Source organism: Aquipuribacter nitratireducens (genome assembly GCF_037860835.1).
GTDB classification, from domain to species: domain Bacteria; phylum Actinomycetota; class Actinomycetes; order Actinomycetales; family JBBAYJ01; genus Aquipuribacter; species Aquipuribacter nitratireducens.
The window spans coordinates 434,602-461,021 of the sequence record NZ_JBBEOG010000001.1 but is presented as its reverse complement, the minus strand read 5'-3'; the positions used below and the strand labels follow the sequence as shown (position 1 = coordinate 461,021).

23 protein-coding genes and 3 tRNA genes are annotated in these 26,420 nt (G+C 72.4%); 7 read left to right on the top strand and 19 right to left on the bottom strand.

The features are described from left to right. Positions 1-94: 94 nt before the first annotated feature. The 12 genes from fusA to WAB14_RS01895 form a co-directional block, all read right to left on the bottom strand. Positions 95-2,200, bottom strand: coding sequence for an elongation factor G (gene fusA / locus WAB14_RS01950; RefSeq protein ID WP_340266844.1), 2,106 nt, complete (start codon positions 2,198-2,200; stop codon positions 95-97). 82 nt (positions 2,201-2,282) lie between these two features. Then, positions 2,283-2,753, bottom strand: a complete 471-nt coding sequence (gene rpsG / locus WAB14_RS01945) for a 30S ribosomal protein S7 (RefSeq protein ID WP_340266842.1) — start codon at positions 2,751-2,753, stop codon at positions 2,283-2,285. Beyond that, complete coding sequence (gene rpsL / locus WAB14_RS01940; protein WP_336920709.1) at positions 2,753-3,127, bottom strand: 30S ribosomal protein S12; 375 nt, start codon at positions 3,125-3,127, stop codon at positions 2,753-2,755. Before rpsL ends, rpsG begins: the two co-directional genes overlap by 1 nt. Before the next feature lie 313 nt (positions 3,128-3,440). Beyond that, entirely contained in the window at positions 3,441-7,316 is a 3,876-nt protein-coding gene (locus WAB14_RS01935) for a DNA-directed RNA polymerase subunit beta' (protein ID WP_340266834.1), read from the bottom strand. An 86-nt stretch (positions 7,317-7,402) separates the two neighbouring features. Beyond that, entirely contained in the window at positions 7,403-10,900 is a 3,498-nt protein-coding gene (gene rpoB, locus WAB14_RS01930) for a DNA-directed RNA polymerase subunit beta (RefSeq protein ID WP_377002228.1), read from the bottom strand. A 200-nt stretch (positions 10,901-11,100) separates the two neighbouring features. Next, complete coding sequence (rplL, locus tag WAB14_RS01925) at positions 11,101-11,493, bottom strand: 50S ribosomal protein L7/L12 (RefSeq protein WP_340266830.1); 393 nt, start codon at positions 11,491-11,493, stop codon at positions 11,101-11,103. Positions 11,494-11,583: 90 nt separating this feature from the next. Further along, the gene (rplJ, locus tag WAB14_RS01920; RefSeq protein WP_340266828.1) at positions 11,584-12,120 is read right to left on the bottom strand and encodes a 50S ribosomal protein L10; all 537 of its coding nucleotides are present in this window, start codon (positions 12,118-12,120) and stop codon (positions 11,584-11,586) included. A 463-nt stretch (positions 12,121-12,583) separates the two neighbouring features. Next, complete coding sequence (gene rplA, locus WAB14_RS01915; RefSeq protein WP_340266826.1) at positions 12,584-13,294, bottom strand: 50S ribosomal protein L1; 711 nt, start codon at positions 13,292-13,294, stop codon at positions 12,584-12,586. Between the two features lie 95 nt (positions 13,295-13,389). After that, positions 13,390-13,824 carry a 50S ribosomal protein L11 gene (gene rplK / locus WAB14_RS01910; protein WP_340266824.1) on the bottom strand — a complete coding sequence of 145 codons (435 nt, stop codon included), beginning with the start codon at positions 13,822-13,824 and terminating at the stop codon, positions 13,390-13,392. Between the two features lie 83 nt (positions 13,825-13,907). Next, positions 13,908-14,753 carry a transcription termination/antitermination protein NusG gene (nusG, locus tag WAB14_RS01905; protein WP_340266823.1) on the bottom strand — a complete coding sequence of 282 codons (846 nt, stop codon included), beginning with the start codon at positions 14,751-14,753 and terminating at the stop codon, positions 13,908-13,910. Positions 14,754-14,811: 58 nt separating this feature from the next. Next, entirely contained in the window at positions 14,812-15,045 is a 234-nt protein-coding gene (secE, locus tag WAB14_RS01900) for a preprotein translocase subunit SecE (RefSeq protein ID WP_377002091.1), read from the bottom strand. A 94-nt stretch (positions 15,046-15,139) separates the two neighbouring features. Next, positions 15,140-15,212, bottom strand: a tRNA-Trp gene (locus WAB14_RS01895). Positions 15,213-15,374: 162 nt separating this feature from the next. On the opposite strand from WAB14_RS01895, the gene WAB14_RS01890 reads away from it, so the two are divergent. The 6 genes from WAB14_RS01890 (at position 15,375) to WAB14_RS01865 (ending at position 21,383) form a co-directional block, all read left to right on the top strand. After that, positions 15,375-16,598 (top strand): pyridoxal phosphate-dependent aminotransferase, encoded by a 1,224-nt coding sequence (locus WAB14_RS01890; protein WP_340266822.1) that lies wholly within the window; start codon positions 15,375-15,377, stop codon positions 16,596-16,598. Between the two features lie 96 nt (positions 16,599-16,694). Next, entirely contained in the window at positions 16,695-17,645 is a 951-nt protein-coding gene (locus WAB14_RS01885) for an ABC transporter ATP-binding protein (RefSeq protein ID WP_340266820.1), read from the top strand. Then, positions 17,642-18,436 carry an ABC transporter permease gene (locus WAB14_RS01880; RefSeq protein ID WP_340266818.1) on the top strand — a complete coding sequence of 265 codons (795 nt, stop codon included), beginning with the start codon at positions 17,642-17,644 and terminating at the stop codon, positions 18,434-18,436. The genes WAB14_RS01885 and WAB14_RS01880 overlap by 4 nt, the downstream gene beginning before the upstream one ends. After that, the gene (locus tag WAB14_RS01875) at positions 18,433-19,653 is read left to right on the top strand and encodes a sensor histidine kinase (RefSeq protein ID WP_340266816.1); all 1,221 of its coding nucleotides are present in this window, start codon (positions 18,433-18,435) and stop codon (positions 19,651-19,653) included. Before WAB14_RS01880 ends, WAB14_RS01875 begins: the two co-directional genes overlap by 4 nt. Then, positions 19,650-20,306, top strand: a complete 657-nt coding sequence (locus WAB14_RS01870) for a response regulator (protein WP_340266814.1) — start codon at positions 19,650-19,652, stop codon at positions 20,304-20,306. The genes WAB14_RS01875 and WAB14_RS01870 overlap by 4 nt, the downstream gene beginning before the upstream one ends. A gap of 9 nt (positions 20,307-20,315) precedes the next feature. Beyond that, positions 20,316-21,383, top strand: coding sequence for an adenosine deaminase (locus tag WAB14_RS01865; protein WP_340266812.1), 1,068 nt, complete (start codon positions 20,316-20,318; stop codon positions 21,381-21,383). On the opposite strand, the gene WAB14_RS01860 is transcribed toward WAB14_RS01865, so the two are convergent. Together WAB14_RS01860 and WAB14_RS01855 are read right to left on the bottom strand one after the other, a co-directional pair. Then, positions 21,373-22,509, bottom strand: a complete 1,137-nt coding sequence (locus WAB14_RS01860) for a UDP-N-acetylmuramate dehydrogenase (protein WP_340266811.1) — start codon at positions 22,507-22,509, stop codon at positions 21,373-21,375. The genes WAB14_RS01865 and WAB14_RS01860 overlap by 11 nt on opposite strands. A gap of 9 nt (positions 22,510-22,518) precedes the next feature. After that, positions 22,519-23,883, bottom strand: coding sequence for an MFS transporter (locus WAB14_RS01855; protein WP_340266809.1), 1,365 nt, complete (start codon positions 23,881-23,883; stop codon positions 22,519-22,521). A gap of 33 nt (positions 23,884-23,916) precedes the next feature. Between WAB14_RS01855 and WAB14_RS01850 the strand changes: the two genes are divergently transcribed. Beyond that, positions 23,917-25,092, top strand: a complete 1,176-nt coding sequence (locus WAB14_RS01850; RefSeq protein ID WP_340266807.1) for a substrate-binding domain-containing protein — start codon at positions 23,917-23,919, stop codon at positions 25,090-25,092. 26 nt (positions 25,093-25,118) lie between these two features. On the opposite strand, the gene WAB14_RS01845 is transcribed toward WAB14_RS01850, so the two are convergent. The 5 genes from WAB14_RS01845 to WAB14_RS01825 all read right to left on the bottom strand — a co-directional run bounded on the left by WAB14_RS01845 (position 25,119) and on the right by WAB14_RS01825 (position 26,384). Continuing rightward, on the bottom strand, positions 25,119-25,544 hold the full coding sequence (locus WAB14_RS01845) for a MaoC/PaaZ C-terminal domain-containing protein (protein ID WP_340266805.1): 426 nt from the start codon (positions 25,542-25,544) through the stop codon (positions 25,119-25,121). Continuing rightward, positions 25,541-25,990, bottom strand: coding sequence for an FAS1-like dehydratase domain-containing protein (locus WAB14_RS01840; RefSeq protein WP_340266803.1), 450 nt, complete (start codon positions 25,988-25,990; stop codon positions 25,541-25,543). The genes WAB14_RS01845 and WAB14_RS01840 overlap by 4 nt, the downstream gene beginning before the upstream one ends. Positions 25,991-25,997: 7 nt before the next feature. Next, positions 25,998-26,168, bottom strand: coding sequence for a 50S ribosomal protein L33 (gene rpmG, locus WAB14_RS01835; RefSeq protein ID WP_340266801.1), 171 nt, complete (start codon positions 26,166-26,168; stop codon positions 25,998-26,000). A gap of 39 nt (positions 26,169-26,207) precedes the next feature. After that, a tRNA-Met gene (locus WAB14_RS01830) sits at positions 26,208-26,280 on the bottom strand. Positions 26,281-26,311: 31 nt separating this feature from the next. Then, a tRNA-Thr gene (locus tag WAB14_RS01825) sits at positions 26,312-26,384 on the bottom strand. Positions 26,385-26,420: the final 36 nt, after the last annotated feature.

Here is a 26,420-nt window from a genome sequence, read left to right as displayed (position 1 = left end):
GGGCCGGTTCGCCCGACGGTGGTCGTGGGGTGGTTCTGGGTGGGCGGTGGTGACCGCCCGGACCGGGGGCAAGCCTAGACCGCCCCCGGGGGTGTCACTCGCCGCGGATCTTCTTGACGATCTCGTCGGCGACGTTCCGGGGCACCTCCGCGTAGGAGTGGAACTGCATCGTGTACACCGCGCGGCCCTGGGTGCGGGAGCGCAGGTCCCCGACGTAGCCGAACATCTCCGACAGCGGGACGAGGGCCTTGACGACCTTGGCCCCGGAGATGTCCTCCATGGACTGCATCTGGCCACGGCGGGAGTTGATGTCGCCGATGACGTCGCCCATGTAGTCCTCGGGCGTCCGCACCTCGACGGCCATGATCGGCTCCAGCAGGACGGGGTCCGCCTTGCGGGCCGCCTCCTTGAAGCCGGCGGAACCGGCGATCTTGAACGCGAGCTCGGACGAGTCGACGTCGTGCGCGGCGCCGTCCACCAGCGTGGCCTTCACGCCGACCATGGGGTAGCCCGCGAGCACGCCGACCTGCATGGCGTCCTGGAAGCCGGCGTCGACGCTCGGGATGTACTCGCGCGGGACGCGACCACCGGTCACCTTGTTGTCGAACTCGTACTGCACGCCCTCCTCGGCGTCCACGAGCGGCTCGATGGTGAACTGGATCTTCGCGAACTGACCCGAGCCACCCGTCTGCTTCTTGTGGGTGTACGAGTACTTGTCGACGACGCGGCGGATGGTCTCGCGGTAGGCGACCTGCGGCTTGCCGACGTTCGCCTCGACCTTGAACTCGCGCCGCATGCGGTCGACGAGGATGTCGAGGTGGAGCTCGCCCATTCCCTTGATGATGGTCTGGCCGGTCTCCTCGTCGAGCTCCACCTGGAAGGTGGGGTCCTCGTCCGCGAGCTTCTGGATCGCGACCGAGAGCTTCTCCTGGTCGGACTTCGTCTTCGGCTCGATGGCGACGCTGATGACGGGGTCGGGGAAGGTCATCGACTCGAGGACGACGGGCTGCTGCGGGTCGCAGAGCGTGTCGCCGGTCGTCGTGTCCTTGAGACCGATCATCGCGTAGATGTGGCCCGCCTGGGCGTTCTCGACCGGGTTCTCCTTGTTGGAGTGCATCTGGAAGAGCTTCCCGATGCGCTCCTTCTTGCCCTTGGTCGAGTTGATGACCTGGGCGCCGGAGTCGACGTTGCCGGAGTACACCCGGACATACGTGAGCTTGCCGAAGAACGGGTGCGCGGCGACCTTGAACGCGAGCGCGGAGAACGGTGCGTCCTTGCTCGGCGGGCGCGTGAGCTCCTCGTCCTCCTTGCCGACGACGTGGCCGTGGACCTCGCCGACGTCGAGCGGGTTCGGCAGGTAGTCGATGACGGCGTCGAGCACGGGCTGCACGCCCTTGTTCTTGAACGCCGAGCCGCAGAGGACGGGGTACGCCTCGCCGGCGATCGTCAGCTTGCGGACGGCCGCCTTGATCTCCTCGGGCGAGATCTCCTCGCCGCCGAGGTACTTCTCGAGGAGGGCCTCGTCGGACTCCGCGACGGCCTCGATGAGGGCGTTGCGGTACTCCTCGACCTTGTCGGCCATGTCGGCCGGCACGTCCTCGATCGTGTAGTCCTCGCCCTTCTGCACCTCGCCGCGCCACGTGAGCGCGCGCTTGTACACGAGGTCGACGACGCCGACGAAGTCGCTCTCGGAGCCGATCGGCAGCTGGATGGGCAGCGGCTTGGCGCCGAGGCGCTCGACGATGGTCCGGACGGTGAAGTAGAAGTCCGCGCCGAGCTTGTCCATCTTGTTGACGAAGCAGATGCGCGGGACGTTGTACTTGTCCGCCTGCCGCCACACGGTCTCGGACTGGGGCTCCACGCCCTCCTTGCCGTCGAAGACGGCGACGGCGCCGTCGAGCACGCGCAGCGACCGCTCGACCTCGACCGTGAAGTCGACGTGGCCGGGCGTGTCGATGATGTTGATCTGGGTGCCCTCCCAGAAGCAGGTCGTCGCGGCGGACGTGATGGTGATGCCGCGCTCCTGCTCCTGCTCCATCCAGTCCATCGTCGCGGCGCCGTCGTGCACCTCGCCGATCTTGTAGTTGATGCCGGTGTAGAACAGGATCCGCTCGGTGGTCGTGGTCTTGCCGGCGTCGATGTGCGCCATGATCCCGATGTTGCGGACCTTCGTGAGGTCGGTCAGGACGTCCTGAGCCACGGTGGGCCTTCCTGGGTCGTGGGGCGGGCGGGTGCGGGACGGACGAGGGCCGGCGCCCCGCGAGGGGGCACCGGCCGACGCGTCACCAGCGGTAGTGGGCGAACGCCTTGTTCGACTCCGCCATCTTGTGCATGTCCTCGCGGCGCTTCACGGAGGCGCCGAGGCCGTTGCTCGCGTCGAGGATCTCGTTCATGAGGCGCTCGGTCATCGTCTTCTCGCGGCGGGCGCGGGCGAAGGAGACGAGCCAGCGCAGCGCCAGCGTCGTCGAGCGCGCGGGGCGCACGTCGACCGGCACCTGGTAGGTGGACCCGCCGACGCGGCGCGAGCGGACCTCGAGCGCGGGCTTCACGTTGTCGAGCGCGCGCTTGAGGATGATGACCGGGTCGTTGCCGGTCTTGGCGCGGGCACCCTCGAGGGCGCCGTACACCGTGCGCTCGGCGACGGACTTCTTGCCGTCGAGCAGCACCTTGTTGACCAGCTGGGTGACCAGCGGGGAGCTGTAGACCGGGTCGACGACCAGCGGCCGCTTGGGGGCGGGGCCCTTACGAGGCATCAGCCCTTCTCCTTCTTCGCGCCGTAACGGGAGCGTGCCTGCTTGCGGTTCTTCACGCCCTGGGTGTCGAGCGAGCCGCGGACGATCTTGTAGCGCACGCCCGGGAGGTCCTTCACGCGGCCGCCGCGCACGAGCACCATCGAGTGCTCCTGGAGGTTGTGGCCGACGCCGGGGATGTACGCCGTGACCTCGATGCCGTTGGACAGCCGGACGCGGGCGACCTTGCGCAGCGCCGAGTTCGGCTTCTTGGGCGTGGTCGTGTAGACGCGCGTGCAGACGCCGCGGCGCTGGGGCGAGCCCTTGAGCGCGGGCGTCGAGTTCTTGACCGGCTTGTCCTGGCGGCCCTTGCGCACCAGCTGCTGGATCGTGGGCACCTCGGCGGTACTCCCTACTTCGTGTCGTGGTTGTGCCTGGTCGGGGGGCGTGACCCCCGAGGTCGGGCGTGTCGCGCTGCCCTGGGATCCCCCGCGCCTGCTCGGACGGCGGGTGGGGGGTGGCCCGGCGCCGCGGTGGTGCTGCGGCACGCGCGATGACCCGGTCGGACCGGGCAGCTCGGGAGAGGGTAACCGGCCCGAGCGTGACGGGTCAAAACGCCCCGAGGGAGCCGTCGGGGCCCCCCGGGACCGGCGCGGCCGGGGCGACACGAGGGTCGCCGCCGGCTGCGCCGGGTGGTGCGGGAGGAGCTGCTCAGCGGTAGGAGCCGCCGAAGTCGAGGTCCTCGAGCGGGACGGCCTGACCGGAGCCCGTGCCGAACGGCGCGTAGTCGTCGTCGTAGCTCGGCAGGGTGTACATCGCCGCCTTCGCCTCCTCCGTCGGCTCGACCGTGACGTCGCGGTAGCGCGACAGGCCGGTGCCGGCGGGGATGAGCTTGCCGATGATGACGTTCTCCTTGAGGCCGACGAGCGGGTCGGACTTGGCGTTCATCGCCGCGTCCGTCAGCACCCGGGTCGTCTCCTGGAAGGAGGCCGCGGACAGCCACGACTCCGTCGCGAGCGACGCCTTCGTGATGCCCATGAGCTCCGGGCGGCCGCTGGCGGGCTTGCCGCCGTTGCGGACGACCTCGCGGTTGGACGTCTCGAAGCGCGCGCGCTCGGTGAGCTCGCCCGGCAGCAGGTCGCTGTCGCCGGAGTCGATGATCGTCACCCGCTTGAGCATCTGGCGGACGATGACCTCGATGTGCTTGTCGTGGATCGTCACGCCCTGGCTGCGGTAGACCCGCTGGACCTCGTCCACGAGGTGCTGCTGCACCTTGCGCGGCCCGAGGAGGCGGAGCACCTGCTTGGGGTCGACGACACCGGCCACGAGCTGCTGGCCGACGACGACGGAGTCGCCGTCCTTGACCAGGAGCTTCGCGCGCTGCCCGACGGCGACCTCGACCTCGTCGCTGCCGTCGTCCGGCACCACGACGACCGCGGTGACGACGTCGGCCTCGTTGCGCTCGAGGCGCACCCGGCCGGTGACCTCCGCGATGGGCGCGTTGCCCTTCGGGGTGCGGGCCTCGAACAGCTCGACGACGCGGGGCAGACCCTGCGTGATGTCGTCGCCGGCCACACCACCGGTGTGGAAGGTCCGCATGGTCAGCTGGGTGCCGGGCTCGCCGATGGACTGCGCCGCGACGATGCCGACGGCCTCGCCGATGTCGACGAGCTTGCCGGTGGCCAGGGAGCGTCCGTAGCAGCGCGCGCACGTGCCGACGTGCGACTCGCACGTGAGGACCGAGCGCACCTTGACCTCGCGCACGCCCGCCGCGACGAGCCGGTCGATGACGACGTCGCCGAGGTCGGTGTTGGCGGTGGCGACGACCGCGCCGTCCACCTCGACGTCGACCGCGAGGTTGCGGGCGTAGACCGTGGACTCGACGTGCTCGTCCTTCGCGAGGACGCCCTCGGCGTTCTCGCTCGCGATCGGCATGACGAGGCCGCGCTCGGTGCCGCAGTCCTCCTCGCGGACGATGACGTCCTGGCTGACGTCCACCAGACGACGGGTGAGGTACCCGGAGTCGGCGGTGCGCAGCGCGGTGTCCGCGAGGCCCTTGCGGGCGCCGTGCGTGGAGATGAAGAACTCCAGCACCGACAGGCCCTCGCGGAAGTTCGCCTTGATGGGCCGCGGGATGATCTCGCCCTTCGGGTTCGCCACCAGGCCTCGCATGGCGGCGATCTGACGCATCTGCATCATGTTGCCGCGGGCGCCGGAGGTGACCATCCGGTAGATCGTGTTGGTGTCGGTGAGGTTCTCCTCCATCGCCTTCGCGACGGTGTCGGTGGCCTCGGTCCAGATCTCGATGAGCTCGCTGCGCCGCTCGTCGTTCGTGATGAGGCCCCGCTCGTACTGGCTCTGCACCTTGTCCGCGCGCGCCTCGTACGCCTCGAGGATCTGCGTCTTGTTGGCGGGCGGGATGACGTCGCTGAGCGCGACGGTCGTGCCGGACCGGGTGGCCCAGTGGAAGCCCGCCTCCTTGAGCGCGTCGAGCGTCGCCGCGACCTGCACCTTGGGGTAGCGCTCGGCGAGGTCGTACACGATCGCCGACAGCTTCTTCTTGTCGACGGTGTAGTTGACGAACGCGAAGCCCTCGGGCAGCGCCTCGTTGAACAGCGCGCGCCCGAGCGTCGTGGTGAGCCGCAGCGGCTCGCCCTCGACCCAGCCCTCGGGCAGCTGCTCCCCCTCCGCCGGCGTGACGTCGGTGAAGCGGATCTGCACCTTGGCCCCGACGTGGATCTCGCCGCGGTCGTGCGCCATCAGGGCCTCGGACACCGAGGAGAAGGCCCGGCCCTCGCCCACCGCGCCCTCGACGTCCTTCGTCAGGTGGTACAGCCCGATGATCATGTCCTGCGTGGGCATGGTCACCGGCCGGCCGTCGGACGGCTTGAGGATGTTGTTGCTCGACAGCATGAGGATGCGGGCCTCGGCCTGCGCCTCCGCGCTCAGCGGCAGGTGCACGGCCATCTGGTCACCGTCGAAGTCCGCGTTGAACGCGGTGCAGACGAGCGGGTGGATCTGGATGGCCTTGCCCTCGACCAGCTGCGGCTCGAAGGCCTGGATGCCGAGGCGGTGCAGGGTCGGGGCGCGGTTGAGCAGCACGGGGTGCTCCGCGATGACCTCCTCGAGCACGTCCCACACGACCGAGCGCGAGCGCTCGACCATCCGCTTGGCGGACTTGATGTTCTGGGCGTGGTTGAGGTCGACGAGCCGCTTCATGACGAACGGCTTGAACAGCTCCAGCGCCATCTGCTTGGGCAGGCCGCACTGGTGGAGCTTGAGCTGCGGGCCGACGACGATGACCGAGCGGCCGGAGTAGTCGACGCGCTTGCCCAGCAGGTTCTGGCGGAACCGGCCCTGCTTGCCCTTGAGCATGTCGGACAGCGACTTGAGCGCACGGTTGCCCGGGCCCGTGACGGGCCGGCCGCGGCGGCCGTTGTCGAACAGCGCGTCGACGGCCTCCTGGAGCATGCGCTTCTCGTTGTTGACGATGATCTCGGGCGCACCGAGGTCGAGGAGCCGCTTGAGCCGGTTGTTCCGGTTGATGACGCGGCGGTACAGGTCGTTGAGGTCGCTGGTGGCGAAGCGGCCGCCGTCGAGCTGCACCATGGGGCGCAGGTCCGGCGGGATGACCGGGACGCAGTCGAGCACCATGCCCATGGGCGAGTTCGTCGTCGACAGGAACGCCGAGACGACCTTGAGCCGCTTGAGGGCGCGGGTCTTCTTCTGGCCCTTGCCGGTGGCGATGGTCTCGCGCAGCGACGCGGCCTCGGCGTCGAGGTCGAAGGTCTCGAGGCGCTTCTGCAGCGCCGCGGCACCCATCCCGCCCTCGAAGTACATGCCGAAGCGCAGCCGCATCTCGCGGTACAGCTGCTCGTCGCCCTCGAGGTCCTGGACCTTGAGGTTCTTGAAGCGGTCCCAGACGGCCTCGAGCTTGTCGAGCTCCTGGGTGGCGCGGCGGCGCATCTGCGACATCTCGCGCTCGGCGCCCTCGCGGACCTTGCGGCGCACGTCGGCCTTGGCGCCCTCGGCCTCGAGCTCGGCGAGGTCGGTCTCGAGCTTCTTCGCGCGCTCCTCGATGTCGGCGTCGCGGCGCTTCTCGATCTCGGCCTTCTCGTTGAGGATGCCGGTCTCGAGGCTCGACAGGTCGCGGTGGCGCGCCTCGTCGTCGACGCTCGTGATCATGTACGCGGCGAAGTAGATGACCTTCTCGAGGTCCTTCGGCGCGAGGTCGAGGAGGTAGCCGAGCCGGCTCGGCACGCCCTTGAAGTACCAGATGTGGGTGACGGGCGCGGCGAGCTCGATGTGGCCCATCCGCTCACGGCGCACCTTGGCGCGGGTCACCTCGACGCCGCAGCGCTCGCAGATGATGCCCTTGAAGCGGACCCGCTTGTACTTGCCGCAGTAGCACTCCCAGTCCCGGGTGGGACCGAAGATCTTCTCGCAGAAGAGCCCGTCCTTCTCCGGCTTCAGGGTGCGGTAGTTGATCGTCTCGGGCTTCTTGACCTCGCCGTGCGACCACGCACGGATGTTGTCCGCGGTGGCGAGGCCGATACGGAGCTCGTCGAAGAAGTTGACGTCGAGCACGTAGTTCCTTCTCTCAGTTTCGAGGGTGACGGGTCAGACCGATGGCCGGCGGCGGCGCGGGAGGCGAGGCCTCCCGCGCCGGACCGTCAGACCTCTTCGACGCTGCTCGGCTCGCGCCGGGACAGGTCGATGCCGAGCTCCTCCGCAGCGCGGAACACGTCGTCGTCGGAGTCGCGCATCTCGATCGACGTGCCGTCGCTCGACAGCACCTCGACGTTGAGACACAGGGACTGCATCTCCTTGATGAGGACCTTGAACGACTCGGGGATCCCGGGCTCGGGGATGTTGTCGCCCTTGACGATCGCCTCGTAGACCTTGACCCGGCCGAGGACGTCGTCGGACTTGATGGTGAGCAGCTCCTGCAGCGCGTAGCTGGCGCCGTACGCCTCGAGCGCCCACACCTCCATCTCGCCGAACCGCTGGCCGCCGAACTGGGCCTTACCGCCCAGGGGCTGCTGCGTGATCATCGAGTAGGGGCCGGTCGAGCGGGCGTGGATCTTGTCGTCGACCAGGTGGTGGAGCTTGAGGATGTACATGTAGCCGACGGACACGGGGTCCGGGAACGGCTCGCCGGAGCGGCCGTCGAGCAGGCGCGCCTTGCCGTCGGCGTCGACCAGGCGGTCGCCGTCGCGGTTCGGCAGCGTCGCGGTCAGCAGGCCCGTGACCTCGTCCTCGGTCGCCCCGTCGAAGACGGGGCTCGCGACCTTGGTGCCGGGGGGCGCCTCGTTGACCGTGTCGGGCAGACGGCCCGCCCACTCCGGCGTCCCCTCGATCTTCCAGCCCTGGCTGGCGATCCAGCCGAGGTGGAGCTCGAGGATCTGGCCGATGTTCATGCGGCCGGGCACGCCGAGCGGGTTGAGGACGACGTCGACCGGGGTCCCGTCCTCGAGGAACGGCATGTCCTCGACGGGCAGGATCTTCGAGATGACGCCCTTGTTGCCGTGACGGCCGGCGAGCTTGTCGCCGTCGGTGATCTTGCGCTTCTGGGCGACGTACACCCGGACCAGCTGGTTGACGCCCGGCGGGAGCTCGTCGCCCTCGTCGCGGTCGAAGAGCCGGACGCCGATGACGGTGCCCGTCTCGCCGTGCGGGACCTTGAGGCTCGTGTCGCGGACCTCGCGCGCCTTCTCGCCGAAGATCGCGCGGAGCAGCCGCTCCTCCGGGGTCAGCTCGGTCTCGCCCTTGGGCGTCACCTTGCCGACGAGGATGTCGCCGGGGACGACCTCGGCGCCGATGCGGATGATGCCGCGCTCGTCGAGGTCCGCGAGGACCTCCTCGCCGACGTTCGGGATGTCCCGGGTGATCTCCTCGGGGCCCAGCTTCGTGTCGCGGGCGTCGACCTCGTGCTCCTCGATGTGGATCGAGGAGAGGACGTCGTCCTGGACGAGGCGCTGGCTGAGGATGATCGCGTCCTCGTAGTTGAGGCCCTCCCACGGCATGAACGCCACGAGGAGGTTGCGACCCAGCGCCATCTCGCCGCCGTCGGTCGAGGGGCCGTCGGCGAGGATGCTGCCGGCCTCGACCCGCTGGCCGGCGTCGACGAGCACGCGCTGGTTGTAGCTCGTGCCCTGGTTCGAGCGACGGAACTTGTGGACCCGGTACGTGCGGGTGACACCGTCGTCCTGCTGGATCGTCACGGCGTCCGCCGCGACCTCCTGCACGACGCCGGGCGCGTCCGCGACGACGACGTCGCCGCCGTCGACCGCCGCGCGCAGCTCCATGCCGGTGCCGACGTACGGCGCCTCGGCGCGGACGAGCGGCACGGCCTGGCGCTGCATGTTCGAGCCCATGAGCGCGCGGTTGGAGTCGTCGTGCTCGAGGAACGGGATCATCGCCGTGGCGACCGAGGAGATCTGCCGGGCGGAGACGTCCATGTAGTCGACCTCGTCGCCGTGGACGTAGTCGACCTCACCGCCGCGGGTGCGGACGAGGACGCGGTCCTCGGCGAAGCGGTTCTCCTCGTCGAGCGGGGCGTTCGCCTGCGCGACGACGAAGTTGTCCTCCTCGTCGGCGGTGAGGTAGTCGACGTGGTCGGTGACCGTGCCGTCGGTGACCCGGCGGTACGGCGTCTCGACGAAGCCGAACGAGTTGATCCGCGCGTACGTCGCGAGCGAGCCGATGAGACCGATGTTCGGGCCCTCGGGCGTCTCGATCGGGCACATGCGGCCGTAGTGCGACGGGTGGACGTCACGGACCTCGAAGCCCGCGCGGTCGCGCGAGAGACCACCCGGGCCGAGCGCCGACAGGCGGCGCTTGTGGGTGAGCCCGGCGAGCGGGTTGTTCTGGTCCATGAACTGCGACAGCTGGGAGGTCCCGAAGAACTCCTTGATCGCAGCGACGACCGGGCGGATGTTGATGAGGCTCTGCGGCGTGATCGCCTCGACGTCGGAGGTCGTCATGCGCTCGCGGACGACGCGCTCCATCCGGGACAGGCCGGTGCGGACCTGGTTCTGGATGAGCTCGCCGACGCTGCGCAGGCGGCGGTTGCCGAAGTGGTCGATGTCGTCGACCTCGACGCGCAGGTCGACCTGCTCGCCGTCGCGGCTGCCGTGCAGGGAGCGCTGCTCGCCGCCGGTGAGCTGGGCGTTCTCGTTGTGGTGGAGCGTGACGAGGAACTTCAGCGTCGCGACGATGTCGTCGAGGCTCAGCACCGAGTCCTTCAGCGCCTTGTCGACGCCGAGCTTCCGGTTGAGCTTGTAGCGACCGACCTTCGCGAGGTCGTAGCGCTTGGGGTTGAAGTAGAGGTTGTCGAGCAGCGTCTGCGCCGCCTCGCGCGTCGGGGGCTCGCCCGGACGCAGCTTGCGGTACAGGTCGAGGAGGGCGGCGTCGGAGTCGGCCGTCGTGTCCTTGTCGAGCGTGCCGAGCATCGAGTCGAAGCCGGCGAACTCCTCGCGGATCTCCTGCTCGGTCATGCCGAGGGCCTTGAGGAAGACCGTGACCGACTGCTTGCGCTTGCGGTCGACGCGCACGCCGACGGCGTCGCGCTTGTCGATCTCGAACTCCAGCCACGCACCGCGGCTCGGGATGAGCTTGGCGGTGTAGACGTCCTTGTCGCTCGTCTTGTCGCGGACGCGCTCGAAGTACGCGCCGGGCGAGCGGACGAGCTGGGAGACGACGACGCGCTCGGTGCCGTTGATGACGAACGTGCCGCGGTCGGTCATGAGCGGGAAGTCGCCCATGAAGACCGTCTGGCTCTTGATCTCGCCGGTCGTCATGTTCATGAACTCGGCGGTGACGAAGAGCGGCGCCGCGTACGTCATGTCCTTGTCGCGGCACTCCTCGACGGAGTACTTGGGGGGCTCGAAGCGGTGGTCCCTGAACGACAGGGACATCGTCTCCGAGAAGTCCTCGATGGGGCTGATCTCCTCGAAGATCTCCGCGAGGCCGGAGAGACCGGGCTCCTCGCCGAGCTCGGCGCAGCGGGCGCGCCAGCTCTCGTTGCCGAGGAGCCAGTCGAAGCTCTCGGTCTGGAGCGCGAGGAGGTCGGGGACCTCGAGCGGTTCACGGATCTTGGCGAAGGAGGGGCGGGGGTTCACCGGGACGGGCTGAACACGGGGAGCGGGCGCGGTGCGCGAGGCGACCAAGACGGGTCCTTCCACGGGCCTGCTGATGGTTTTTTTGCACGCCTGACACCCGTGGTCAAATCCCACGGGGTCAGAGGATGGGCAGCAAAGGACGACGATACGTGCTATACGCCGGCAGGGCAAATCCGCCGGCACGCGCACCGGCCCCCGCGCGAGGTGCCGCGCGGGGGCCGGTGCGGGTGGTGCTGGGGATCAGCTCGTCACTTGACGGTGACGGTGGCGCCGGCCGCCTCGAGCTTCTCCTTGGCCGCGTTGGCGGCGTCCTTGTCGACCTTCTCCAGGACGGCCTTGGGGGCGCCGTCGACGAGGTCCTTGGCCTCCTTGAGGCCGAGGCTCGTGAGCGCGCGCACCTCCTTGATGACCTGGATCTTCTTGTCGCCGGCGGCCTCGAGGACGACGTCGAACTCGTCCTGCTCCTCCGCGGCGGCGGCCTCGCCGCCACCGGCGGCGGCACCACCGGCGGCCGCGACGGCGACCGGGGCGGCGGCGGTGACCTCGAAGGTCTCCTCGAACTTCTTCACGAACTCGCTGAGCTCGATGAGGGTCATGTCCTTGAACTGCTCGAGCAGCTCGTCGGCGCTGAGCTTCGCCATGGTTGTCTCCTGATCTCGGGTGTTCTCGTGCGGGGTGGTGCTGCGGGTGGGTCGTGCCGGCGCGGCAGCGGCGCGGCGCGGTGCCTGGGCTCAGGCGGCCGCGTCGCCCTCCTGCTCGCGCTTGGCCCGCAGCGCGTCGACCGCACGGGCGGCCTGGGCGAGCGGGGCGTTGGCCATGTAGACCGCCTTGGAGAGCGGGGCCTTCATGGCGCCGGCGAGCTTGGCGAGGAGCACCTCGCGCGGCTCGAGGTCGGCCAGCTTCCGGAGCCCGTCGGCGTCGATCGCACGGCCCTCGAGGACGCCGCCCTTGATGACGAGGGCGGGAGCGTCCTTGCCGAAGTCGCGCAGGCCCTTGGCCGCCTCGACCGGGTCACCGGTGACGAAGGCGATGGCCGTGGGGCCCTTGAGCGCGTCGGCGTCGAGGCCCTCGAAGCCCGCCTTCTCGGCGGCGATCTTCGTGAGGGTGTTCTTCACGACGGCGTAGGTCGCGTTCGCGCCGAGGGCGCGACGCAGGGCGGTCAGCTGGGAGACGGTGAGCCCGCGGTACTCGGTGAGGACGGCGGCGTTCGAGGCACGGAACAGGTCCGCGAGCTCGGCGACCGCGTCGGCCTTCTCCTGGGTGGGCATGTGGGTCCTTCCGTCCGGCCCGTGGGTCCACGGCACCGCTGGCGCGGCGCCGGCCGAACCGGGCCCGGAGACGACGGACGCCCCGTGCGCAGGCGCACGGGGCGTGGGACCTCGGGGGTCGTGCTCCGTATCACCTGCGCGGGCCGTCCGGGGTGTCCCGGGGCCTTCGACCACCCCGGAGGGCGGCGACCAGCGGTCTTCGGCTCGCTCAGGGTACGGGTCCCCCGCTCCCCCGACCAAATCGCCTGTGCGCGGGCCCGTCGACCCCGCGAGTGGGACGTTGCGCGCACGAGTGGGACGTCATCGGGCTCCGGCACGCCCGCAGAGCCCGAGAACGTCCCAGTCGCGGCGCGAACGTCCCAGTCCGGGCGGGCGGGCGGGGCGGGGGCGGCGCAGGGCACGGACGCGACGGAGCCCGGGCCGCGCGTGGCGGCCCGGGCTCCGGACGTCGTGCTGCGGCGACTCAGGCGGTCGCGGCCTCGGTGGCGCTCGTCGCGCTGGGGTCGAGCGGGACGCCCGGCCCCATGGAGGAGGCCATGGTCGCCTTCTTCACGTAGCGGCCCTTGGCCGCACTCGGCTTGAGGCGCATGACCTCGTCCATGGCCGCGGCGTAGTTCTCCGCCAGCTTCTCGGCGTCGAAGGACGCCTTGCCGATGATGAAGTGGAGGTTCGCGTGCTTGTCGACGCGGAACTCGATCTTGCCGCCCTTGATGTCGGAGACGGCCTTCGCGACGTCCATCGTCACCGTGCCGGTCTTCGGGTTCGGCATGAGACCGCGGGGGCCCAGCACCTTGCCGAGACGGCCGACCTTGCCCATGAGGTCGGGGGTGGCGACGACGGCGTCGAAGTCGAGCCAGCCGCCCTGCACCTTCTCGATCATGTCGTCCGAGCCGACGTGGTCGGCGCCGGCGTCGAGGGCCTGCTGCGCACGGTCACCGGTGGCGAAGACCAGGACCCGGGCGGTCTTGCCCGTGCCGTGCGGCAGGTTGACGGTGCCGCGGACCATCTGGTCGGCCTTGCGGGGGTCGACGCCCAGCCGCAGGGCGACCTCGACGGTCGCGTCGTACGTCGTCGTGGCGGTCTGCTGGACGAGGCGGACCGCCTCGCCGGGGGTGTAGAGGCGCTCGGCGTCGATCTTCTCGGCGGCGGCGCGGTAGGCCTTGCTGCGCTTCATGTCTGCTCCTGCGGGTTCGGTGGTGCGGAGTCGTGGTCGGCGGGCCGCGCTCGGCCCTCCCACGTCGTGCTCGGGGTGCTGGTCGCCCCGGCGTCTCAGTCGGAGACGGTGACGCCCATGCTCCGGGCGGTGCCGGCGATGATCTTGGCGGCCTGGTCGACGTCGGTGGCGTTGAGGTCGGCCATCTTCGTCTCGGCGATGGAGCGCACCTGGTCTCGGCTGATGGTGGCGACCTTGACGGTGTGCGGGGTGCCGGAGCCCTTGTCGATGCCGGCGGCCTTCTTGATGAGCTCGGCGGCGGGCGGGGTCTTCGTGATGAACGTGAACGAGCGGTCCTCGAACACGGTGATCTCGACCGGCACGATGTTGCCGCGCTGCGACTCGGTCGCCGCGTTGTAGGCCTTGCAGAACTCCATGATGTTGACGCCGGCGGCACCGAGGGCGGGGCCGATCGGCGGCGCGGGGTTCGCGGCACCGGCCTTGATCTGGAGCTTGATGACTCCGGTGACCTTCTTCTTCTTGGGGGGCACGTCTCGGGTCCTTCTGGTTCAGAGGGGTGGTGGCGGCGGGCATGGGCGTGCCCGCCGACCGCCAGGTCGACCGACGGATTGTCTCAGAGCTTGGCGACCTGGTTGAACGACAGCTCGACGGGGGTCTCGCGACCGAAGATCGACACGAGCACCTTGAGCTTCTGGGAGTCGACGTTGATCTCGGAGATCGTCGCCGGGAGGGTCTGGAACGGGCCGTCCATGACCGTGACGGACTCGCCGACCTCGTAGTCGACCGTTGCGGTCGCCGCCTGGCCGGCGGCCTTGCCGCCGCCCGCGCCGGCACCGGCCGCGGCGGGCTGGGCGACCGTCGGGGCGAGCATGCCGACGACCTCGTCGATGGTGAGCGGGACCGGGTGGTGCGCCGAGCCGAGGAAGCCGGTGACGCCCGGCGTGTGCCGGACGGCGCCCCACGACTCGTCGGTGAGGTCCATCCGCACGAGGACGTAGGACGGGATCCGCACGCGGCGGACCTGCTTCTTCTGCCCGTTCTTGATCTCGGTCACCTCCTCCATGGGGACCTCCACCTGGTGGATGTAGTCCTCCATGTTGAGCGAGGTGATCCGCGCCTCGAGGTTGCTCTTCACGCGGTTCTCGTAGCCCGCGTAGCTGTGGACGACGTACCAGTCACCGGGCACGCGGCGGAGCTCGGAGCGCAGCTCCTCGACCGGGTCGGCGACGTCGTCGTCGTCGGCGGCGACGGGCTCCTCGACGGTCTCCTCGTCCGAGGCGTCGTCCGAGGCGTCGTCCGAGGCGTCGACGAGCTCGTCCCCGAGCACGTCCTGCTCGGCGGTGTCGTCGGCCAGGTCCACGTCGGCCGTGCCGTCCGCGTCGGTGGTCTCGGCCGCGGGGGCGGCGAAGGGGTCGACGGGACCCGGGGCGTCGCGCTCGACGTCGGGCTGGTCGGACATGCGGTGAACCTGCTTCCTCAGAGGGGTGGGCGGACGGGCGCGGGGCCCGCGGCGGCGCTCAGCCGCCGAAGGCCCACAGCACGAGCCGCCCGAACCCGAAGTCGAGCAGCCCGACGTAGATCATGACGGCGATGACGAAGACGAGGACGACGCTGGTGTAGGCGATGAGCTCGTCGCGCGTGGGCCGGACGACCTTGCGCAGCTCGGCGACGACCTGACGCAGGAAGAGCACGAAGCCCCCGCGGGGACGCTCGTCCGTCGGGCTCGTCTTCCCCTCGCGGGTGTCCGTCACCGTGCTGCCTTCTTCCCTCGTGCGTCCGTGGTGACGCCTCTCGCCCCCGGCGGGCGGACCCGGCCGGGCCGGCGTCGCGCCGGTGCCTGTCGCGCAGGGCAGGAGGGACTCGAACCCACAACCGCCGGTTTTGGAGACCGGTGCGCTACCAATTGCGCCACTGCCCTTCGACGCTCCCCCGGCAGCCCCCGCTCCCCTGTCCCCAGGGGCGCGCGCGGACGCACCGGTGCACGCCGTCGCTCGAGCATACGGGTCCCGGGGCCCGTGGGTCGAACCCGCTGGGCGGACGACGCCGTGCGGCCCCCGGCGGGCGCGGCAGGATGGGCCGCATGAGCGCGACCGACACGACCGCCGCCCCCGCCCGCGTCTCCGCCCGCGTCGGGGGCATCAGCGAGTCCGCGACACTCGCGGTCGACGCCAAGGCGAAGGCGCTGAAGGCGCAGGGCCGCCCGGTCATCGGCTTCGGCGCCGGCGAGCCGGACTTCCCCACCCCGCCCGAGGTCGTCGAGGCCGCGGTCGCCGCCGCGCACGAGCCCGCCATGCACCGCTACACGCCCGCCGGGGGGCTGCCCGCGCTCAAGGAGGCGATCGCGGCGAAGACCGCCCGCGACTCCGGCTACGAGGTGAAGGCCTCGCAGGTGCTCGTCACCAACGGCGGCAAGCAGGCCGTGTACGAGGCCTTCGCGACCCTCCTCGACCCCGGCGACGAGGTGCTGCTGCCGGCGCCGTACTGGACGACGTACCCCGAGGCGGTCCGGCTCGCGGGCGGGGTGCCCGTCGAGGTCTTCGCCGGGCCGGAGCAGGGCTACCTCGTGAACGTCGACCAGCTCGAGCGCGCCCGCACCGCCCGGACCAAGATCCTCCTGTTCTGCTCGCCGTCGAACCCCACCGGCGCGGTGTACCCGCGCGAGCACGTCGAGGCGATCGGCCGCTGGGCGCTCGAGCACGGCGTGTGGGTCGTGACGGACGAGATCTACGAGCACCTGACGTACGACGGCGTCGAGGCGGCCTCGATGCCGGTCGTCGTCCCCGAGCTCGCCGACACGTGCGTCGTCCTCAACGGCGTTGCCAAGACGTACGCGATGACGGGCTGGCGCGTCGGCTGGCTCCTCGGTCCGGCCGACGTCGTGAAGGCCGCGACGAACCTCCAGTCGCACCTGTCGAGCAACGTCGCCAACGTCTCCCAGCGCGCGGCGCTCGCCGCGGTCAGCGGACCGCTCGACGCCGCCCACGCCATGCGCGAGGCGTTCGACCGGCGCCGCCGGACGATGGTCCGGATGCTCGAGGAGATCGACGGCGTCAGCTGCCCGGTCCCGCAGGGTGCGTTCTACGCCTACCCGGACGTGCGGGGCGTCCTCGGCCGCGAGGTCGCCGGCCGCACGCCGACGACGTCGGCGGAGCTCGCCGAGATCGTCCTCGAGGAGGCGGAGGTGGCGGTGGTGCCGGGCGAGGCGTTCGGGCCGAGCGGCTACCTGCGACTCAGCTACGCCCTCGGCGACGACGACCTCGTGGAGGGCGTGGGACGCCTCCAGCGCCTGCTCGGCACGGTCTGAGCGCTCGGGAGGAGGTCCGGGTCCACCGACCGGTGGACCCGGAGTCCAGCCGGGCGGTTCTCGCGGCGCCAGGGCGCGTGCGACCAGCCTGGGGGCATGACACCGGACGCCACACTCCCCGCCGGCACGGACCTCGCGGTCCGCGTCCGCGGGCTCCGCAAGTCCTACCGCGTCGGCCGCGCGACGGTGCGGGACGCCGTCGCGGGCGTCGACCTCGACGTCGCCCGCGGCGAGATCCTCGCCCTGCTCGGCCCGAACGGCGCCGGCAAGTCGACGACGACGGAGGTCCTCGAGGGCATCCGCCACCGCGACGCCGGCGAGGTCGACGTCCTCGGCCGCGACCCCTGGCAGGCGCCGCTGTCGTGGCGAGCCCGGGTCGGCGTCGTCCTCCAGGACACGTCCGAGCCGGTCGACCTCACCGTCGCCGAGCTCGTCCACCACTGGACGCGCCTGTCCCCCCACCCCCGCGACGCCGACGAGGTCATCGACCTCGTCGGGCTCACCGAGAAGGCCCGGGCGCGGGTGCCGTCGCTGTCCGGCGGGCAGCGGCGCCGGCTCGACGTCGCGCTCGCCGTCGTCGGCCGCCCCGAGCTGCTGTTCCTCGACGAGCCGACGACCGGCTTCGACCCCGCCGCCCGCCGCGCCTTCTGGGACTTCGTCGAGGGGCTGCGCGAGGAGGGCACGACGATCCTCCTCACGACGCACTACCTCGACGAGGCCGCGCGGCTGGCCGACCGGGTCGCCGTCATCGCCGGCGGCCGGCTCGTCGCCTGCGACCCGCCGGAGACCCTCGGCGGCGCGCTGCGCGAGGAGTCGACCGTCACGTGGCGCGACGCGGACGGGCTCGCGCACGCCCACGCCACCCGCACCCCCACCCGCCTCGTCCGCTCGCTGCCGACCGGACCCGACGGCGAGGTCACCGACCTGCAGGTCGCCCGCCTGTCCCTGGAGGACGTCTACCTCCACCTCATCGGCGGCGCCGCCGACGACGCCCGGGTCGCGGACCCCGCGACCCCCACCGACGACCTCGAGGAGGCCGTGCGATGAGCACGCTCGCCGTCGGCGCCGCCCGCACCCGCGTGGAGCTCCTGCAGTTCTTCCGCGAGCGCGACGCCGTCATCTTCAACCTGCTGTTCCCCGTCATCCTCCTCGTCATCTTCGGCAGCGTCTTCGACGCCGAGCTGCCGGGCGGGGTGCCCTTCACGCAGTACTTCGTCGCCGGCATCGCTGCGGCCGGGGTCCTGCTCACGAGCTTCCAGGCGATGGCGATCGAGCTGTGCATCGAGCGCGACAACGGCACGCTCAAGCGACTCCGCACCACACCCATGCCGCCCGTCGCCTTCTTCCTCGGGAAGATCGGCCAGGTCCTCGCGACGACCGCGCTGCAGCTGGTCCTCCTGCTCACCGTCGCCGTGCTCTTCTTCGACGTCACGCTGCCGAGCGGCGCGGACCTGTGGGCGCGCTTCGCGTGGATCGTCGTGCTCGGCACCGCCGCGGGCACGGTCCTCGGCATCGCGTTCAGCTCCGTGCCGCCGAACGCCCGCTCCGCGAGCGCGGTGGTCACACCACCGATGATCGTCCTGCAGTTCATCAGCGGCGTGTACTTCGTCGTCAGCGACCTGCCCGACTGGATGCTCGACGTCGCGTCGCTGTTCCCGCTCAAGTGGATGGCGCAGGGCATGCGCTCGGTGTTCCTCGATGACACGGGCTGGCTGCAGGTGGAACCCTCGGGGTCGTGGCAGACGACCGAGACGGCGGTCGTGCTCGTCGTGTGGCTCGTCGCCGGGCTCGTGCTGGCCCGGCTGACGTTCCGGTGGCTGCCGCGGCGCCACGGGTGAGCGAGCGGACCCGACGCGCGACCCGGCCGGTCCACGCGTGGGACCGGGGGGTCGTGGGGTGGGACGCCGCGTTCTGGGTGGTCCTGGCCCTCCTCGCGGTCTCCCTCGTCGCCGAGGGCGACAACCCGCCCGAGCAGCTCGTGACGGCGTTCTCCGTGATCGGCGTCCTCGCGGTGGCCTACCTGCTCCTCGGGGGCCCGGCCGCCCGGACGCGGTCGCAACCGCGGGCCTTCGCCTACCTCGCGGTCCTCGTGGTGGCCCTCGTCGTGCTGCTGTGGCTGGACGCCGGGACCTCGTTCCTCCTGTTCCTCGCCTACCCGCAGGTGTGGCTTCTCGTCGAGGGACGCGCCCGCGCCGTCGCCATGACCGCCGTCGTGTCGGTCGCCGGTCTCGTCGGCTTCGGGCTGGCCTTCGGCTTCGGACCGACGGCCCTGCGCAGCTACGGCACGGCGGTGGCCGCGAGCTTCCTCTTCAGCCTCGCCCTCGGCCTGTGGATCAGCTCGATCATCGACCAGTCCGCCGAACGGGCCGACCTCGTCGCCCAGCTGCGCGCCACCCGTGCCGAGCTCGCCGCCGCGGAGCGTTCGGCCGGCGCCGCCGAGGCCCGCGCCCGGGTCGCCCGCGACATCCACGACACCCTCGCGCAGGGCTTCACGAGCATCGTCATGCTCGCGCAGGTCGCCCGTCGCGACGTGGACGCCGGCGACGCCGACCAGGCCCGCGGGCGCCTCGCCGCGATGGAGGACGTCGCCCGCACCAACCTCGCGGAGGCGAGGGCGCTCGTGGCGGCCTTCTCCCCCGTCGAGGTCCACGGCCGCGACCTCGTGGGGGCGCTGCGGCGGCTCGGGGACCGCTTCGCGGCGGAGACCGGTGTGCGGGTCGCCGTCGACGTCGACGAGACGGCCCTCGACGGGCTCGACACCGACCTCCACCAGGACCTCGCCGTCGTGCTGCTCCGCACCGCGCAGGAGGGCCTCGCCAACGTGCGGAAGCACGCGGCCGCGACCTCGGTCCGGCTCGGTCTCGACCGCTCCGGCGGCACCGTCCGGCTCGTGGTGGAGGACGACGGCCGCGGCCTCCACCCCGATGTCGACGGCCCCACCGGGTTCGGTCTCCGGGGTCTCCGCGACCGTGCCGGTGACGTCGGCGGTCGGGTCGACGTCGCGACCGCCCCGGGCGGCGGGACGCGCCTCGCGGTCGAGGTGCCGGAGCCGTGACCGGCGGCGGTCCGGTGCGGGTGCTCGTCGCCGACGACCACCCCGTCGTGCGCGCCGGCATCGTCGGGCTGCTCGCCGGCGAGGCCGACGTCGAGGTCGTCGGGGAGGCGGGCGACGGGGAGGAGGCCGTCGCCCTGCACGAGCGGCTGCGGCCCGACGTGCTGCTCACCGACCTGCGGATGCCGCGCCTCGACGGCGCCGGTGCGACGGAGCGCGTGCTCGCGCTCGACCCGGCGGCGGCGGTCCTCGTCCTCACGACGTACGACACGGACGCCGACATCCTCCGCGCGGTCGAGGCCGGTGCGCGCGGCTACCTCCTCAAGGACTCCCCCGCCGACGTGCTCGTCGAGGGTGTGCGCGCCGCCGCTCGCGGCGAGACGGTCCTCGCCCCGTCGGTCGCCGCGCGCCTCGTCCAGCGTGTCCGCGCCCCCGGCCCGGCCCTCACCGCCCGGGAGGCCGACGTCCTGCGCGGGGTCGCCCAGGGGTGGAGCAACGCGGAGATCGGACGGCACCTCCACATCGGCGAGGCGACGGTGAAGACGCACCTGCTGCGGGTCTTCACCAAGCTCGACGTCGACGACCGCACCCGGGCCGTGCTCGTCGCGCAGGAGCGCGGACTGCTCGGCGGGAGGTCCGGCGACCCCCTGTCCTAGTCTGCCGCGATGCCTCCGCCGCCCGGCCGCCGCGACCTCGCGACACTGCCGAAGGCGCACCTCCACCTCCACTTCACCGGGTCGATGCGGCCGGGCACGCTCAGCGACCTCGCGGAGCGGCACGACCTGCGTCTGCCGGCGGTGCTGCGCGAGCACCACCTCCTGCGGCTGCCCCCGGACGAGCGGGGCTGGTTCCGCTTCCAGCGCCTGTACGAGGCGGCGCGGGCCTGCGTCCGTACCGCCGACGACATGCGCCGGCTCGTCCTCGAGGCCGCGGCCGACGACGCCGCCGAGGGCTCCCGGCACCTGGAGCTCCAGATCGACCCGACGTCGTACGCGCCTCTCGTCGGGGGCCTCACCTCCGCCCTCGAGGTCGTGCTCGACGCCGCCCGCGACGCGAGCCGCACCACGGGCTGCCACGTCGCCGTCGTCGTGGCCGCGAGCCGCCTGCGCCACCCGCTCGACGCGCGGGCGCTCGCCCGTCTCGCCGCCCGCTACGCCGGCACGGGGCCCGGCGAGGTGGTCGGCTTCGGGCTGAGCAACGACGAGCGGCGCGGCGACACGGCCGAGTTCGCCCGCGCGTTCGACATCGCGCGGCGGGCCGGCCTCGCGGCGGTCCCGCACGGCGGGGAGCTGCTGGGGGCCGACCACGTCGCGGAGGTCGTCGACGTCCTGCGGCCGGACCGCCTCGGTCACGGCGTCCGCAGCAGCGAGGACCCCGGGCTGCTGCGCCGGCTCGTCGACGCCGGCGTCGGCTTCGAGGTGTGCCCGGCGAGCAACGTCGGGCTCGGCGTGTACGCCGACGCGGGCGCGGTCCCCGGTCCGGCGCTGCTGCGGGCCGGCGCCTCCGTCGCGCTCGGGGCGGACGACCCGCTCCTCTTCGGTTCCCGGCTCGTCGCGCAGTACGCGACCGCCCGCGACGTGTGGGGGCTGGACGACGCGGCCCTCGCGGACCTCGCGCGCGCGAGCCTGCGCCTCGCGCGCGTCGAGGAGCCCGACAGGCGCCGCTGGCTCGGCGAGGTCGACGCGTGGCTCGCCACCCCGGCCCCCGCGGAGCCCGCAGTCGTCAGAGGCTGACGCCGACCAGGCGCGGCTCGGGCACGAGGACGACCCCGAACGCCTGGCGCACGGCGTCGCGCACCTCGCGCGCGAGGTCGACGACGTCGGCGGCGCGGGCACCGCCCCGGTTGGTGAGGGCGAGGGTGTGCTTCGTCGACACGGCGGCCGGGCCCGGCAGGCCGTGCCCCTTCGCGATGCCGGCGTGCTCGATGAGCCACGCCGCCGGGAGCTTGACGAGCTCCGCGCCGTCCTCACCCGTCCCGGCCGGCCAGCGTGGGGCCCCGTCGAGGGAGCCCGGCAGGGCCGCGGCCGGGACCACCGGGTTGGTGAAGAACGAGCCGACGCTCCACGTGTCGGGGTCGGGCGCCTCGGGCCGGTCGAGCACCATGCCCTTGCCGGCCCGCAGCGCGAGGACGGCCTCCCGGACGGCGCCGAGCGGCGCCCGCTCCCCCACCCCGACGCCGAGGCGGCGGGCGAGCTCGGCGTAGCGCACGGGGGCCGAGAGGTCAGCCACGGGCAGCTGGAAACGGACGCGCAGGACGACGTAGCGGTCGCCACCGTCCGGGCCCTCCCGGGCCGCGCGCTTGAGGAGGGAGTCGCGGTAGGAGAACGCGCAGTCGCGGTTGAACAGCGTGCGCGTGCGCTGCTCCACCCGGTCCCACACCTGGACGGAGGCGACGGTGTCGGCGACCTCCGCCCCGTAGGCGCCGACGTTCTGCACCGGGGTGGCGCCGACGCTGCCGGGGATCCCGGACAGCGCCTCGAGACCGGACCACCCCTTCGCCACCGCGAGCGCGACGAGGTCGTCCCACACGACGCCGGCCTCGACGAGGACGTCGGCGCCGCCGCAGTAGCCGACGTCGGGGACCGTGACGCCCGCGAGCGGGTGGGCCCGGTCCGCCCGTCCGGGCAGGTCGCCGGACGCGGCGTCGGCTGCGGGCGGGCGGACGTGGACGACCGTGCCGGGGAACCCCTCGTCGGAGACGACGAGGTTCGACCCGCCCGCGACGAGGAGGAGGCGGTCGCCACGGGCGTCGACGTCCTGGACGGCGGCGAGGAGCTCGTCGGGCGAGCCGGCGGTCACGAGCCGGCCGGCCGGGCCGCCGACCCGCAGCGTCGTGAGGTCGGCGAGCGTGGTCGGCACCGGCTCAGGCTAGCCGCGGACGGCCGGCTCCCCCGCCGCGACGTCGAGCCCGGGGTCCCCCGGCGCCCCGGCACCGTCCGAGGCGCCACCGAGCGACGGCGGCACGGGCCGCATCCCGACGGCGCACGCAGCGGCGAGCAGCGCCGCGCCCACCGCGGTGAGCAGCGCGAGGTCGGTGCCGAACCGCTCCCCGAGGAGCCCGACGAGCGGCGGGCCGGCGAGGAACGCCGTGTAGGCGATCGAGGCGACGACGGACACCCGCACGGCCGCCCGCACCGGGTCGTCCGCGGCGGCCGTCATCCCGACGGGGAACCCGAGGCTCGCGCCGATCCCCCACAGCAGGGCACCGATCGCGGCACCGACGACCCCCGGGACCAGGACGACGGTGAGCACGCCGGCCACGACCATGCCCGCCATGACGAGCAGGGGCCGGTAGCGCCCGTAGCGGTCGAGGACGACCGGGCCGACGAAACGCCCCACCATGACGCTGACGAGGAACACCCAGTACATCGCGACGCCCACGTACTCGGCGGCGTCGCGCGAGTCGACCACGGCGATGGCGAGCCAGTCACCGGCGATGCCCTCGGCGAGGGCGAAGCCGAGCATCGTGAGCCCGACGAGAAGGGTGCGGGGCTCGCGCCACGCGTCGAGGAGGGAGTAGGTGCGCGCCCGCTCCCCGCCCGCGGCGACCCGCGCGGCCTCGGTCTCCGCGTGCTCCGCCGCAGCTCCGCGGGAGCCGAGCGCGGCCGGCAGGAACGAGCGGACCGAAAGCACCGCGAGGACGAGCACGACGCCCGCCATGACGACGAGGTGGGGCCCGCGGCCGATCGTCAGGAAGGCGACCCCCGCGGCGATGCCGGCGCCCACGACGGTCCCGACGGACCACAGGCCGTGGAAGCGCGGCATGATCGTGACGCCGAGGCGCCGCTCCACGTCCGCCGCCTCGACGTTCATCGCGACGTCCCACGCCCCGTTGGCGAAGCCCCAGACGAACAGGCCCGCCGCCAGGAACGTCCGGTCCGGCGCCACCCCGACGAACGCGACGCCCGTGGTCGCGAGCACGGCGCCCGCGAGGACGACGGGACGGACACCGAGCTTCTGGACGAGGGCGCCCGCGGTCGGCAGCGCCAGCAGGGACCCGACCGACCCGGCGAGCAGGAGGAGCCCGAGCTGCTGCGGGGAGAGCCCGAGGTCGTCGCGGACCGCGGGCAGCCGTGCGAGCAGCGTGGAGATGAGGACGCCGTTGGCGGCGAAGACCGCGTAGACCGACCACGTCGCCGCGCGCACGGCGCGGGCGACCTCGTCGGGGGCGAGGGACGGACGGGCGTCGGCGGGCGGCACGGGACGGCCGTCCGCGGGGGCGGGCAGGGACAACGCTTCTCCTGGTGGTGCTCGGCTGCGCCGGGGATGGATCGAATCGATTCGATCGTACGGCAGACTGGGGCGGACGCCAACCCGTCGAGACGAGCCGCCGCACGACCGAGCGGCCGGAAGGAGCCGACCATCGACCGCCCGTCGCGGCCCGCCCGGCCCCGCCGCCCGACGCTGCAGGACGTCGCCGCCGCGGCCGGGGTGTCGGCCTCGACGGCGTCCCTCGCCTTCAGCGGCGCCGGACCGGTCGCGGAGGCGACGCGGCGGCGGGTGCTCGACGCGGCGCAGTCCCTCGGCTACGCGGGCCCCGACCCCACGGCGGCGTCGCTGCGTCGCGGCCGCTCCGGCGTCGTCGGGGTCGTCGTCGGCGAGCGCATCCGTGACGCCTTCCGCGACCCCTACGTCGCGACGCTGCTCGACGGCCTCGTCGACGCGCTCGCGGGCGAGGGCCTCGCGATCCTCCTGCTCCCGATGGTCCACGACGTCGGCGGCCAGCCGGCGGAGCAGTACCGCACGGCGCCGATGGACGCCGTCGTCTACGCGACGGGCGGGCTGCCGGACGACCCGAGCCTGCCCGTGGTCCTCGGCCGCGGGGTGCCGGTCGTCGCGATCGAGGGTCCTGAGGCCCCGGGAGCCAGCCTCGTCCGGATCGACGACCGGGACGGCTCCCGGCACGCGGCCCGGCTGCTCGCCGGGCTCGGCCACGCACGCGTGGGTGTCGTGACGATGCCGTGGCGCCTCGACGGCAGCAGCGGGGCGCTCACCGCGTCGCGGCGCGCCCTCGCGGGTTTCGCCGACTCCACCGCGCGGCTGGCCGGCGTCGAGGACGTGCTCGCGCCGGTGGCCGTCGTGGAGTGCCCGACGAACACGGTCGAGGCCGGCCGCGACGCGGCCGTGCGGCTGCTCGGGGACGACGTCGGGGAACGGCCGACGGCCGTGGTCGCGCAGAGCGACGTGCTGGCGGCGGGCGTCGTGCAGGGGTGCCGCGACCTCGGCCTCGACGTCCCGGGGGACGTGAGCGTCGTCGGGTTCGACGGGGTCGAGATCCCGTGGCTGCCGCTGCAGCTGACGACCCTCGTGCAGCCTGTCACCGAGAAGGCCCGCGCGACCGCCGACGCGGTCCTCGCCCGGCTGGCGGGAGGCCCGGCGAGCGACGTCACCCTGCCGGTGCGGCTGCGGGTCGGTGCGACGACCGGGCCGCCGCCGGGCTGAACGGCGCCCGGACCTCGTGCACGCGCTCAGGCGAGGCGGAGCGTCGCCCGCGTCTTCGTGAGGACGGTCTCGCCGCCGACGCCCACCGTCAGGTCGACGACGACCTCGCGCGCGTCGGCGTCGGTGCTCCGGACGGACCCGGAGACCTCGAGGACCACCACACCCGGGTCCGGGACCACGACGGGGCGGGTGAAGCGCGTGGAGTACGCGACGACCGCGGTCGGCTCCCCCGCCCACTCGGTGAGCGTCCGGGACGCCACGCCCATCGTCAGCATGCCGTGGGCGATGACGCCGGGCAGGCCGACCTCCTGGGCGACACGGTCGCTCCAGTGGATCGCGTTGTGGTCGCCGGAGGCGGCGGCGTACGCGACGAGCGCGGCCCGGTCGAGCTCCACGGTGAGCACGGGCAGCGTGTCTCCGACCGCGACCGTGTCGAACCCTCGCAGGCTCACGAGTCGGCGCCCCGGTGCACGAGCATCGCGGTGACGGTGCTGCGGGGCTCGCCTGCGCTCGTCGTGACCTCGGTGCGCAGCGTCAGCATGTCGACGCCCGCCGCCTGGCGCAGGCCGGCGAGGGTCGTCGTCGTGACGAGCTCGTCGCCCGCGACGATCGGCGAGTGCGCGACGAAGCCCTGCTCGCCGTGGACGACCCGGGAGTACTCGATCCCGACCTCGGGGTCGTCGACGAGGCGCTGCGTCGCGCCCTGCGCGACGACGACCGCGAAGGTCGGCGGCGCGACGACGTCGGGGTGGCCGGCGTCCCGGGCGGCAGCGGTGTCGTGGTGCCACGGGTGCACCGCCCGGACGGCACGCGCGAACTCGCGGACGGCCTCGCGCCCGACGACGAAGGGCTCGTCGGACCGGTACTCCCGGCCGACGAGCCCTGGGTCGAGGCTCACGCCCGCGTCAGCGGGTCTCGCGGTGCGTGGTGTGCTTGCCGCAGCGCGGGCAGAACTTCGCGAGGTCGAGCCGGTCGGGGTCGTTCCGCCGGTTCTTCTTCGTGATGTAGTTCCGCTCCTTGCACTCGGTGCACGCCATGGTGATCTTGGGGCGGACGTCAGCGCTCTTGGCGGCCATGGGACCAGACCTTCCGTTGCAGGTGTCGAGGAGGATCGGTAGCGGTGGCCGGACTCGAACCGACGACACAGCGATTATGAGCCGCTTGCTCTACCAGCTGAGCTACACCGCCTGGTGGGTGCCTGTCGCCAGGCACCCGTCAGAGCCCCGATAGGGAATCGAACCCTAGACCTTCTCCTTACCATGGAGACGCTCTGCCGACTGAGCTATCGGGGCGACGAGGAACGAGGGTACAGGACCCCGGACCGTGCT

Excerpts from the sequence above, each read along its gene's own strand:
- rplJ (WP_340266828.1), bottom strand. The coding sequence starts at position 12,120 with ATGCCCACCCAGGAGAAGGCCGACGCGGTCGCCGAGCTCGCGGACCTG.
- WAB14_RS01885 (WP_340266820.1), top strand. The coding sequence starts at position 16,695 with ATGACACCGGACGCCACACTCCCCGCCGGCACGGACCTCGCGGTCCGC.
- rpmG (WP_340266801.1), bottom strand. The coding sequence starts at position 26,168 with ATGGCCGCCAAGAGCGCTGACGTCCGCCCCAAGATCACCATGGCGTGC.
- WAB14_RS01850 (WP_340266807.1), top strand. The coding sequence starts at position 23,917 with ATGGATCGAATCGATTCGATCGTACGGCAGACTGGGGCGGACGCCAAC.
- WAB14_RS01865 (WP_340266812.1), top strand. The coding sequence starts at position 20,316 with ATGCCTCCGCCGCCCGGCCGCCGCGACCTCGCGACACTGCCGAAGGCG.
- rplL (WP_340266830.1), bottom strand. The coding sequence starts at position 11,493 with ATGGCGAAGCTCAGCGCCGACGAGCTGCTCGAGCAGTTCAAGGACATG.
- WAB14_RS01880 (WP_340266818.1), top strand. The coding sequence starts at position 17,642 with ATGAGCACGCTCGCCGTCGGCGCCGCCCGCACCCGCGTGGAGCTCCTG.
- nusG (WP_340266823.1), bottom strand. The coding sequence starts at position 14,753 with ATGTCCGACCAGCCCGACGTCGAGCGCGACGCCCCGGGTCCCGTCGAC.
- WAB14_RS01890 (WP_340266822.1), top strand. The coding sequence starts at position 15,375 with ATGAGCGCGACCGACACGACCGCCGCCCCCGCCCGCGTCTCCGCCCGC.
- rplA (WP_340266826.1), bottom strand. The coding sequence starts at position 13,294 with ATGAAGCGCAGCAAGGCCTACCGCGCCGCCGCCGAGAAGATCGACGCC.
- rpsG (WP_340266842.1), bottom strand. The coding sequence starts at position 2,753 with ATGCCTCGTAAGGGCCCCGCCCCCAAGCGGCCGCTGGTCGTCGACCCG.